The 12,341-nt window shown below is 43.2% G+C and carries 8 protein-coding genes; 1 reads left to right on the top strand and 7 read right to left on the bottom strand.

Annotated elements, in window-relative coordinates; translation table 11 throughout:
- Window positions 1–29: 29 nt before the first annotated feature.
- The 7 genes from A7968_RS00555 to A7968_RS00590 form a co-directional block, all read right to left on the bottom strand.
- Window positions 30–2,342 (bottom strand): beta-N-acetylhexosaminidase, encoded by a 2,313-nt coding sequence (locus A7968_RS00555; RefSeq protein WP_064664635.1) that lies wholly within the window; start codon window positions 2,340–2,342, stop codon window positions 30–32.
- Entirely contained in the window at window positions 2,335–3,291 is a 957-nt protein-coding gene (locus A7968_RS00560) for a sugar kinase (RefSeq protein WP_064664636.1), read from the bottom strand. Before A7968_RS00560 ends, A7968_RS00555 begins: the two co-directional genes overlap by 8 nt.
- On the bottom strand, window positions 3,284–4,732 hold the full coding sequence (locus tag A7968_RS00565) for a sodium:solute symporter family protein (RefSeq protein WP_064664637.1): 1,449 nt from the start codon (window positions 4,730–4,732) through the stop codon (window positions 3,284–3,286). Before A7968_RS00565 ends, A7968_RS00560 begins: the two co-directional genes overlap by 8 nt.
- A 423-nt stretch (window positions 4,733–5,155) precedes the next feature.
- The gene (locus tag A7968_RS00575) at window positions 5,156–5,539 is read right to left on the bottom strand and encodes a RidA family protein (RefSeq protein WP_064664639.1); all 384 of its coding nucleotides are present in this window, start codon (window positions 5,537–5,539) and stop codon (window positions 5,156–5,158) included.
- Window positions 5,532–7,001: an N-acyl-D-amino-acid deacylase family protein gene (locus tag A7968_RS00580; RefSeq protein ID WP_064664640.1), complete on the bottom strand. Its 1,470-nt coding sequence runs from the start codon at window positions 6,999–7,001 to the stop codon at window positions 5,532–5,534. The genes A7968_RS00575 and A7968_RS00580 overlap by 8 nt, the downstream gene beginning before the upstream one ends.
- Before the next feature lie 2 nt (window positions 7,002–7,003).
- On the bottom strand, window positions 7,004–7,855 hold the full coding sequence (locus tag A7968_RS00585) for a MurR/RpiR family transcriptional regulator (RefSeq protein ID WP_064664641.1): 852 nt from the start codon (window positions 7,853–7,855) through the stop codon (window positions 7,004–7,006).
- 12 nt (window positions 7,856–7,867) lie between these two features.
- Window positions 7,868–9,115 (bottom strand): amino acid deaminase, encoded by a 1,248-nt coding sequence (locus A7968_RS00590; protein ID WP_084447946.1) that lies wholly within the window; start codon window positions 9,113–9,115, stop codon window positions 7,868–7,870.
- 200 nt (window positions 9,116–9,315) lie between these two features.
- Here A7968_RS00590 and A7968_RS00595 point away from each other — a divergent pair, with 200 nt between their 5' ends.
- Window positions 9,316–12,255, top strand: coding sequence for a TonB-dependent receptor (locus A7968_RS00595; protein ID WP_064664642.1), 2,940 nt, complete (start codon window positions 9,316–9,318; stop codon window positions 12,253–12,255).
- Window positions 12,256–12,341: the final 86 nt, after the last annotated feature.

A 12,341-nucleotide genomic window follows, 5' to 3' on the forward strand; every position in this document is an offset into this window, starting at 1 on the left:
GGGCATTTAATTTGAGCATCAATAATCAGTTAGTGACTGCAACTTAGCCGCGCTTGCTTTAACAAACTTATTGATTGGATAACTTGCGCAATCATGCCATTATTTATTTCTATACTCTGTGGTTTATTTAGCTCATCCTTATTTTTCAGCGCCGTCATGATTGCCAAATAACTGGCTTGCCATTCATTGATTGTTAAAAACAACTGGCGATTATCGGTAAGTACTTGCTGCCATCTAAGTAATTGCTTTTGCAGTGTTGCAAGCTGTTGACTGTCGCACTGTTGTTGGTAATCAGCAACCGCATAATCAAACTGTTTAAGAGCTAAGCTCTCTACCGGTAATACATCCACTAATTTGTTTAGTGGCGCTTGTTGATGGTAGTCACCCCTTAAAAACGCTAAATGGTGCAAAGTATAATAATGCACAGGCTCAATTAACTGACTAAAAGTAAGTAAAGCATTCACATCGGCGTTTGTTACTGCTGGTTGCTGTCTTAGTCGTTTAATAAACTGTTGTTGGTGTAATAAACCAAGTTGTTGATCTGCGAAGTTGTCCATTACTACTAGGCGTTTATACATATCTCGCTCGTCGGTTACACTTACAGGCGACCAAAAACGTTCCCCTATCGCATAAAGCCTTGGCCAAATACGCGAGTCTAAATTATCACTGGTTATAAGCTCAGCCCAAGCAGTGGCTTCACCACCGAGCACATTACCTGGTTTTTTACGTTGTTGCTGTTGCGTTAATGCTTGATTTAGCTGCTTAACTGAGGGGCTAGTAATAACCGCCGCTGTAAATTTATAAGGCGTATTCCCGACCAGCGCCGCTTCATTTGATGCTTTATCAACACTCACAGCCAGTTTTGTTGGTCCCATCCAAGTATCAATCTGTAACTGGTAGTGATCAGCAAGCTTATCCACATTTGCTGTAATAAAACTGCCTTTGCCTTTAATACTTACTTTGCCATATAGCTTATCCTGCTGATTAGTAAAGATAGTGGCCTTGCCAACGACAGCGCTACCTTTTAAGCGAGTCAGAGTAAATTCCACCGTGCCTAAAATATTTTTTGCCCTTACAGCGGCTGGTGTGGGTTGAATAGGATGATTACGGTAGTGATAGCTAGTCCACTGCGGTTGATCGATATAAAAACCACTTGAGAGTAATCCATCATGACCAGCACTGGTAATGTCACTCAGCGAGTGATGGCCGCGCCATGACTGTACTAAGGTATTTTTTGGTAAACTAGGTTGCAGCACTTCATCCCAGCCAATCATTTGCTTATTATATTTTGCTAAAATTTTAGCAACCCGTTGATTAAAATAGGCATGTAAAGCATGGCTATCAGCTAATTTTTTTGAAGCCATATAGGCCTGTATTTTAGTATTTTTTTGCCAGTCGCTATCATCGACTTCATCACCACCAATATGCAAATACGGATCAGGAAACAGGCCTGTGAGTTCTGCAACCACTTCATCAATAAACTGATAAACCTTAGGGTTACTTGGGTCAAGTAACGGCTCGAACACCCCCCAACGTCTTTCAATTTCAGTAAGGGTTGTGCCACTACCCAACTCAGGATAAGCAAGCACAATGGCGCTTGCATGGCCTGGCACATCAAACTCTGGCACTACTCGAATACCTAATTTAGCAGCATAAGCCACCACCTCTTTGATTTCGGCTTGGGTATAATACAAACCATCTGAGGCATTTTGATGCAGTTTAGGGTAACTATTTAATTCAATTCGCCAGCCCTGATCGTCAGTTAAATGCCAATGAAAAACATTAAACTTTGCAGAAGCTAAACCACGTAGCGTGCGTTTTACATCATTAATGGGTAAAAAGTGACGTACGCCATCAAACAGTAACCCTCGCCATGGATAGGTGGGTGCGTCGGTTATTGTGAGGTTTGTCAATTCGCGAGGCTGCTCAGCACTAAACAACAACTGTGATAAGCTCGCAAGACCTCGTAACACGCCATATTGATTACTACTGCTGAGTTTAATCGTGTTATTAGCAATCACTATTTCATAGCTTTCATCCATCCCTAAATAAGGCAAAGGGGCTGCGCTTTGGCTGATACTTATGTGTAGTTGTGCATTATTTGCATCTTGCCACTCAATATTTGTAAACTGCTGGGCAAACGATGAATTTAAAAGCAGTGGCATTAATAACGCTTGCTGCTGTTGACTCATATGCACCCCCAGCTCAGTAGTTAATTGGGTTTTACCTTTGAGCATTTGTATCTTTGCAGGCATTGGCATAAGTGCAGGTTGGGTACTGGCAATACTTGGCAGTGCATAGTTGAGCATGATGATGCAAATCAAATAAATAAACTTATTCATAGTCAGTGTCCTGTTCGCTCGGGCTTAGTTGATTGCTCGTCGTTATTGTAAGTGTTGTGGCAACAATGGCGCCGGTTGCAGCAATAACCTGTGCGGCAAGTTGTTGCGCGGTATTAACAGCGGGATCACACTGTTGCGTTATTAAATATTCAGCCAAAAAGCCGGCTGCAAAAGCATCCCCTGCGCCAGTTGTATCAACAACACGCGCTGCAGGCTGCACGGGGTAATTCTTTAACTGCTGCTGTTGCAAAACTAGGGTGTCGTTAACGCCTTGTTTGATGATCACTAAACTGTGCGCATAGGGTTTATAGAAATCCAACAGCTGTTGCGACGAAGCAAAACCAAAAACACCAAAGTGGTCGTCATCCGTGATCAATAAAATATCAGCACGGGCATAGGCTTGTTTATAACATTTTTGCGCGATAGCCTTATTTTGCCAAAGCACCGCGCGGTAATTGCTGTCAAAAATAACCTTGCCACCTGCATCTTTATAAACAGTGATCGCAGCCATCAATAGCTGCCGGCTTTGCTCATCTAAAATAGCGAGGCTAATAGCCGAAAAATACAGGTAATCAAATTCCTTCTGCTCTAGAGCTGCTAAAAAGCTTTGCTGTGGTGCCAGCTTAAAATACTCTCTGGCGGCGCTATTTTTACGTTCATAATGAAAAGTCCGCTCGCCGCTCTCATCAACAACAATGCCATAAGCGCCTAACGTGCGAACATCACTGTGCAATAAATACTTTAAGTTAAGCCCTTGATTTTTAAATCGGTTATAAGCCTGTTTGCTTAATTCATCACTGCCGATTGCCGATACAAAATAGACCTCAGCGTTACTCATTAATAACCGCTTAAGATACACTGCGCTGTTGTAAGTATCACCACCAAAACACAGCTCATTGTTTAGCGACAACTCATGCATCGCTTCGCCAAAAAATGCCACTTTAATCATGCTGCATCTCCTCACGCTGGGCTTGTAAAATAGCTAAAGCCTGTGCTGAAGTGTGCTTTTGCATTGGCGTAATTAAGGTCACGATTGCAGCGCATAATGCAGAAGCTAAGGTCGCGGGCATAATTGGGTTACTCCAAAATGCTAACCAATTTGACGTAACAATAATCGCCAATGAAACCAGTAAAGACACCACGAGCGCCGTGATTGCTCCTTGCCAATTAAAGCGCGGCCAAAAATGACCAAACAATACACAGACACACAAACCTGACATTAACGTAGCAATCATATTAGTGATATAACCAATTACATCGTTTGTTAATAACGCCAGTAATAAAGCAATGCCGATGGTCATTACCAAACCAATACGCGAGAGGATCACTACATCCTTAGCATGTGGCATACGCTTGAACACTAAACTGTAGATATCGCGAATTAACACGCTTACCGCAGCGATGGCATCTGAGCTGGCACTGGAAATAGTGGCAGACAGCCCCGCTATAATCACCAACGCGGCTAAGCCATACGGCAAGAGTTCAAATGCCATGTATGGGAACGAAAATGCACTGTTTTCTAAGGCAGGATTAAGCGCATAGGCAGCCATCCCGATAATGGCAGGCACAATGGCAAACACTAAATATAAGCCGCCAGAGAGATAAAATGATTGGCGAATACTTTTAACATGTTTACCGGAATAAATGCGCTGGCGAAACGAAGGTGCGACCAACACACCAATTAACACCGCAAAAAACAGCGATAAACCATGCACAGCACCTATTTTATCCAGCGATAAAAAGCTACGATTAAGTGCTGGTTGAGCATTGGCAATCTCAGCCATACCACCCACTTCATACAAGGCGACACCTGCCATTAAGAAAAACCCAACAAATAACACTAATGCTTGTATTGAGTCAGTCCACACCACAGCAACATAGCCACCAATCACCACATAAACACTAAAGCCTAACGCAATAAGTAACTTTGCTGAAAATGGCGACAGTCCTGTCAGCCACGCTAAGTACATGCCACCACCAAGAATGTGCGCACCTAACCAGCCAATACTGGCAACAAAAATAAATACCGCGATGGTATTTTTAACCACCGGATGAGCGCCAACATAGTAGGATATCTCTTCACTCATGGTCATAAATTCGTGATCACGCACGGGCGCAAACAGTTTTGCCAGTAGTAAAATGCCGCACGCACCACCTAAGCCATAAATCATCCCGGCCCAGCCATTTAAATAGGCAAAACCAACCGCCCCCATCGATGAGCCTGTGCCCACCATAGTGGCAACGGTTGTACCAAGGGTGAGTAAAAAAGGCAGGTTACGTCCGCCCAGTAAAAAGTTATCACCACCTTTGGCATTGCGGCTCACCCACCAGCCAAACCAAATCATAAATCCTAAGTAGCCTAAAAAGGCCATTAATAATTGCCACTTCATAAGACACCCTGCTGCACCAATCCACGTCGCGCTTTGTTATGGCGCTTATAATTATTAATTACGCGGTTGGTGATAATTATTATTCTGTTGATGACCTAAGAGCCGTTATTATTTTGTTTGCTCTCGTATACCCAAACCACCTCAAGATCCGAGTTTCAGTTGGAATTAAAAGCGACTTAGGCAAGGCATTGATTGCAAGCAATAGTGGTTCCATTGTTAAAATCAATAACGCAGTATAAATCGCTTTTAAACCAACCCATTGGGCGCTTCACAGGCACTTACTCTCATCGTTGTTACTTCTTAAAAGGGATTGCCATTCTTGCAAAGTAACGCCTTGATATTAAGCCCCTGAGAAACGCTGAATTCTGCATATTGAGGTGGCTTGAGTATAATGCCAGCGCTGTCATTAAAACGCTGAAAAAGTTAAGGTGCCTTATAACAAGTAACATCCACTTCAACTTTGCAGTCGACAACTAAATCCGCAACCGCACATATACGTGCTGGTGGATTAGCGCCAAAATACGCTTTAAATACTTTATTGAACGACTGGAAATAACGCGAGTCAGTTAAAATAACCGTCACATGCACCACATCTTCGAGGCCGTAACCGGCTTCTTTCATAATGTCGAGGCAGTTCTCAATCGCCAATGTTGATTGCTCAATAATACCGCCTTCAACCACTTCGCCGTCTTTCATTGGGGTTTGCCCAGAGACCATTAACCAGCCACCGGCTTCTACTGCACGGGCAAATGGTAAATGTTGACCTCCAGTGCCTTTACCGCCCTCAATACCAATTCGTCTAATCATGTTTACTTGCTCCTAAGGATGTTAAAAATTGACCCGAATACGCGGGTAAAACTCGTTTATCTTTAAATGTGGTTTGGCCATTAGTCCAAACCTGATGAATACCCGATGCCGGTAAGGCAGATTCAACAAAGGTCGCGTTATCAATAATTTCATCGGCATCAAATAATACTAAATCAGCAAAATGACCCACCTTGATCACCCCACGGTTTGCTAACCGGTAATTTGCTGCGCTTAAACCGGTCATTTTATGAATTGCTGTAGCCAAGGAAAAAATGCCTTGCTCACGGCTATAATGACCTAAAACCCGAGGAAATGAGCCCCATAAACGCGGATGCGGATGGGGATCGCACGGTAAGCCGTCGGAGCCAATCATGGTTTTATCAAACGCGAGAATGGTTTTTACATCGTCTTCATTAAGGCCATGATAAACCGCTCCCGCGGGTTGCAGTTGTTTAGCTGCATCAAGCAAACTAATCCCCCACTGCTTAGCAATATCGGCCAGTAATTGTTCCGCCATTTCAGGATGAGAATCAGACCAGGTTATAAAAATATCAAAATCATCGGTCACTTGGTTTAAATCTAAGGTGCTGGAACTTGCGGCATACGGGTAAGCGTCACAACTGCATTTTGAATGCTCACCTTGCTCAGAAAATTTAGCCAATAATTCAGGAGCCCGCCCCCAGTTATTTTTACCTGCGCATTTAAGGTGCGAAATAATCACCTTAATATCGAATGCTTGCTCCATCGCAAAGGCTTCGTCCATTGCATCAAGTACTGCGTCAAACTCGGTGCGTAAATGTGTGGTATACAGCGCATCGTGTTTTTTCAACACTTCACCAAACGCGTGCACTTCAGAGGATGGCGCCTGATTAGCATTTTTATAGGCAAGGCCAGTACTCAAGCCTAATGCGCCTTGACTCAGTGCAAGGTCAAGTTGCTGCTGCATTAAGGTGATTTCTGCGGCTGTCGCTGGGCGTAATAAGTCGGCCATCACATTATTTCTAAGCGTGGTATGGCCAACTAAGGCAGCCACATTTACGTTGGCTTTTTGCACCTTGTAGGCGTCGATATAATCGCGCAGCTGGGCAAATTTAAATTCAGCTTTTTCACCTAAGAGGTTCATTGGATCTGGCGCATCATTGGCTAACTCGGCAGGTGCTGCACTAATGCCACAATTTCCTGTAATAACGGTAGTCACTCCTTGGCTTATTTTAGCCGCCATTTCAGGGTTTCTGAGTACTTCTAAATCATCGTGAGTATGTACATCAATAAAGCCTGGCGCTAAACACAATCCATCGGCATTCACTTCCTCTGTTGCTTGGTATGCTGATAACTCCCCCAGTGCGACAATCTGCTGCCCTTTAATTGCAACGTCCATGTGCACTGGCGCATTACCTAAGCCATCAAATACCTTTGCTTGATAGATGATTGTGTCTACTGGTTGCGAGATATCGTACTGCATTGTTAATCTCCAAGCGGTGCGCGGTCAGGTCCTTGACGGTACTCATCTAACTCATGTTTAATACGTCGCAGTTTTTCACGAGATTTTTTCTGCGTTAAAATAGCGACTTCGCTGGCCAGAATATCGACCGCAGCAAGCATGGCGTAACGTGCGGTACTTGGTGTAAAAATATAATCTGATTCATTGGTTTTAATTGGTAAGTGAATTGTCGCTATATCGGCAAGCGTACTATCAGGGCAAATAGCGATTACTTTTGCACCATAATCTTTGGCAATACTTGCGGCATCAATCAGATCTTTGGCAAGCCCCGTTAACGACAACACCATAACTACATCACTCACGTCAACACTGGCTGCTGTCATGCGCATCATCACTGGATCGCTATAGGCATTACTCAGTACATCAAGCCTAAATAGTCGGTTATGGCACTCTTGCGCAACTACCGAGCTGCCGCCGCCAACACCAAAAATGAGTGTATGACGACTACCAGCAATACAACGTGCGGCTTCTTCCACTAAAGACTGCTCAATCAGCCCGGCATTAATATCTAAAATATCGTGGATTGCTTGGTATATTGCTGGAATATCTTCGCGTACTGAGGCGTTTTCACTAATAAAACGCTCGCCAACTGCCAGTGACTGCGCAAGTTGTAGTTTCATATCTCGCACATTATCGCAGCCTAAGGCTTTAGCTAAGCGGGTAATTGACGCATGACTCACTTTAGCGCGCTGCGCTAAGTCGCTAATACTTGCTGAAGCTGCATATTGCAGATCGGTTAAAATTAATTGTGCAACGAGTTGCTCTGATTGACGTAAATGGCCTAAGCGCTCTTTAATTCGCGAAACAATATCCAATTATTTACTCTCCTAAAAATACGTATCAAAGATCTCAATAACGTTATAGTCATCATCTATGACGTTAATAAAACGCCATTTATCGAATGTAAGGCATGGGTGCGAAGTTGCAAATGCTATAATATCGCCCACTTTTAGTTGTTCTGTGCCGGTATAAGTCAGCATCGCGTGCTGATCCATTATTTTTTCTACTTTCCAATCGGCCCCCGCAGGTTTTACGGTGCCTGATTGATCCACATGTAAATTGGCAATGGGTAAACCGGCATCGAAGGCGACATCTCGTTTACCCATACCAATAATGGCACGACCAGGCTCTGGCAATGATTGCACATACGCCCAAATCTCTAGGCACGACTGTAAGTCACTACCAATATTGCATGCCAGCGGATTGCGCGCTAATACTTGCTGCTGTGCGTGCTCATATATTCCTTGATCATGGGCAACGTAACATCCAGGGCGGATCACAGGTATCATGTTGTCTAACAAGTTGTGCGGTGCAAATGCATCACACACTAAGTCATACCAAGCAGAGCCACCAGCGGTAATGATCACTTGCTCTGTAGCAAAAGCCTGCTTTTCAATCAAAACTTTACATTTTGCTACCGCATCTGCTAAAAATGCAGTCACTTCACTTTGTGTACTCAATACGCCTTCATACACTTCAATACCCGCAAGCTGTAATGAAGCAAACTGTTGAATATGCGCAGCCAATTGCTGAAGAGTTTGATTATCAACAACACCACAACGTCCGCCAGGCACTCCTAGCTCAATCAGTAATTTAAGCTGTAAACCTTGTTCGCTAAAAAACTCACCAAGCCTTGTTACATTACTAACATCATCCACTAAACAATAAAAATCAATCTTATACTGTTTTAATAAATAGCTAAGCTGCTGCATGTTGGCTTTGCCAACTAATTGATTCGCCATAATAATACGCTTTGCACCAGCGCGAGCAGCCACCACAGCCTGTTGTACCGTTGCAATAGTGATCGCGTAAGCACCTGCATTTAACTGCTTTTTAAAAATACCCGGTGCCATAGTGGTTTTACCATGGGGTGAAAACTCCACCTTACTTTGCTGCGCAAACTTTGCCATCCACGCAATGTTATTATCTAACCGAGTTTGGTAAATACATGCACAAGGCAAACTGACTTGCTGCAAAGCAACATTGCAATCCTCATGTATGAGTGCCTCATCATTACCTAAGCCTTTATTCACACTTGCGATATTTTCAGCACTTGTTGTGGCTAACTTTTCCATAAATAAAACTCTTATTTTAAATCATTACCTTAGATAGCAACATTACATTAAGAAGCAAAAAATTATCAAATGTTAATGTAATTGTTATTGCATTTTGCTTAAAAGTGATGTTAATTAATAACAGAACAATAGTCAACAATTGTTACAAATTAACAAAAAATAATAATCAACGTCTAAAATACAGGATGAGGTACATCAACATGAACATTAAAAACCGTCGCCAAGCCACACTAAACAGGAGCGCAATAGCAAAAACTGTGGCTGCTATTATCTGTGGTTATTCAAGTCTAGGGGTTTATGCCGCTGACGAGACACCCGTTGCAAATGATAAAATAGAAACCATCGAAGTACGTGGTATTGCAGCCAGTAACAAACAAGATATTAACAATAAACGTTTTAGCACCGGGGTAATGGACTCTATTACCGCAGAAGACATAGGTAAACTCCCTGATGTAACCATTGCTGATACGCTGCAACGTATCCCTGGTATACAAATCCGTCGCTCCGCCGGCGAAGGCTCTACCATTAACGTAAGGGGTATGCCGCAAGTAACCACTCTTTTAAATGGTGAACAATTTCTAAGTGCCGGTTCAATTACAACTCTACAACCAGATTTTACTGATGTGCCTGCCGCATTACTCTCAGGCATTGATGTGCTTAAATCACCTCAAGCAGACACGCTAGCCGGTGGTATTTCTGGTACTCTCGATTTAAAAACACGCAGACCCTTTGATCTTGACCAAGGCACTACCTTCTCACTGACAGGGGAAGCCACCCGCGGCAGCTTATCTGAGCAAACAGATCCTAAATTGGTGGCGTTTGCCGGCTACAACAATGACAAATTTGGTATTATTGTCACAGCCGCCTATGACGAAAGTACCTTAGCAAACTATCGTAATGGCACAATTTTAACCTCTTCAGAAATACAAAATGAAACCGACCGCGATTTTAATGGTGACGGTGATTTTAACGACAGCTTTTATAGCCAACGCTTTTATGGCGTGATGGACCGTGAAACCGAGCGTGATCGTCTTGGTTTAAACACGACTATTCAATATCAAATTGCTGATTCGCTAACATTTACCGGTGACTTGTTTTACACCAAAATGGATGACGCCGATCGTAAACAAGGGGTGATGGTTGATAATGCCCGTGGTTCTATTTGGGCGTATTCTGATAACTTTATTCCCCGTTTAGATAATGAAAATGGCGGACAAATATACACAGTCAATGAAGCTAATTTAAAAGTTCGCCGTGTTAGTGCCTACTCTGAAAGTTTAACGAACGATCGTGAATCAACCAACGCCAGCTTTTTATTCGAATACCAAGGTGATGGCCCACTTTCAGGGGAGTTTAGATATATTCATGGCGAGGCTGAGCGCAGTCATACTGAAAATGTAGCCCACGGCTTTTTAACCTCTGGTGCACAACATGGCTTATTAAAAAATCATGGTGATGGCATTACCCCTGTTAACCCTAACGGTTACGGTCCAGAAGACGTTGATGTGAGCTTTTCTCGCAGTGGCGAATACCTCACCCTTGGTTTTGCTGAAGGGTTTGGCAACGATATAAGCCAATATAATCTGGTATCAACCTACTCTGAAAATAACTTTGAAGAAGAAGCCACACTTGATGTTGCCCGTATTGATGGTCATTACGCCTTTGACACAGATCACCTACAGAATTTTGATTTTGGTCTGCGGGCATCAAAACGTGACGTAGAGCGTGAAACCTATATTCTCGTAGCACCATTTACCACTGGCGATATTAGTGCCGATGTAATGTGGAAAGATTCTGGCGCATCACTAGGTGATACCAATGGCGACGGTGAAAATAGCGTAGCAGGTGGTGATTTAACCATAGGTAAAACCAACTTTTTTAGTGATATGCCCGCAGGTTGGGTCAACCAAGTCAATGGTTTAGGCCCTGGCGGCGCTGGACATAGTTTTTACTTAATCGATCCGAAAGTGATGGACGACCCAATGGCATTCCAAAATGCTATTTACCCGGGTAATAAACGCTTGGCTAACCCGTCTCGTACTTATCAAGTGAAAGAGCAAACCCAAACCGCCTACTTTAAAGCTAACTTTGCTGGCGAATTAGGTGATTTGAGTTATACCGCTAATATTGGTGCGCAATACATTAAAACTGAACTCGATATGCTGCAAAACCAACTCGGTTCAGAGCGTCCTTGTTCATTATGTACGGCGAGTGAAAAAACCGGTGAAAAATGGCTAAATCGCGATTACTCCGACTTTTTACCATCAATGAACTTTAATTTAAACCTCACCGAAAATGTTATTTTACGTGCAGGTTACGGTAAAACCATGACCACCCTCGATATTGGAAAGCTCGCCGGAGGGGTAAGCGTTGGTCGTACCCGCGCAGGTGATGTACTTGCCGCTGAGCTTGGTGTGAGCCCTGATTTATTAGTTGCCGTGCAGGGTCGTCAAAATGGTAATCCTGATCTAGAGCCATGGCGTTCAAGTAACTATAACTTATCTGCTGAGTGGTATTTTAATGACAGCGGCTTACTAAGTATTTCCGCCTTTTTGATGGACATAGAATCCTTTGTTGAAAACGGTATTGTCATGCAAGGCTTACCTGACATTGATGGCGTTATTCGTCGTGAAGTGCCTGTAACCACAGAAATAAATGGCCAAGGTGGTGACATAAAAGGCTTTGAAGTTGTTTATCAGCAAGCATTCGACTTTTTACCAGCTCCCTTTGATGGCTTAGGCACATCAGTTAACTTTACTTACGCACCAAGTGACAGTGCAAACGTGGATGTTTATGGCGAAAGTTTACCAATTCAAGATAACTCAGAAAAGTCAGCCAACGCGGTGCTTTGGTATGAAAAAGGCCCATTACAACTGCGTCTTGCAGCTAACTACCGTAGCGATCGCTTAGACAGCTTAAGCTCACCAATGGGTGAAGGCGTAGTGCCATTTTGGACCGACAGCACACTATATTTTGATATGTATGCAGGCTATGAATTTGCCGAAGATATAAGCATTTATACCTCGGTAAGCAACTTAACTGAGGAAAAAGAAGATATTTACGCACAATGGTCAGATCATGTGATCACGCAAAATATCTTTGAGCGTCGTATTACGTTTGGTATTCGTACCCGTTTTTAAGCTTTTCTATCATTGCTAGAGCAACAAATTTGGCACACTTCTGCCCAGGAGATTAAAGGTTTTAAATTAGCCTTTTGCCAAATACT

It is taken from the genome of Pseudoalteromonas prydzensis, from assembly GCF_001661495.1.
In the GTDB taxonomy this organism is placed as follows: domain Bacteria; phylum Pseudomonadota; class Gammaproteobacteria; order Enterobacterales; family Alteromonadaceae; genus Pseudoalteromonas; species Pseudoalteromonas prydzensis.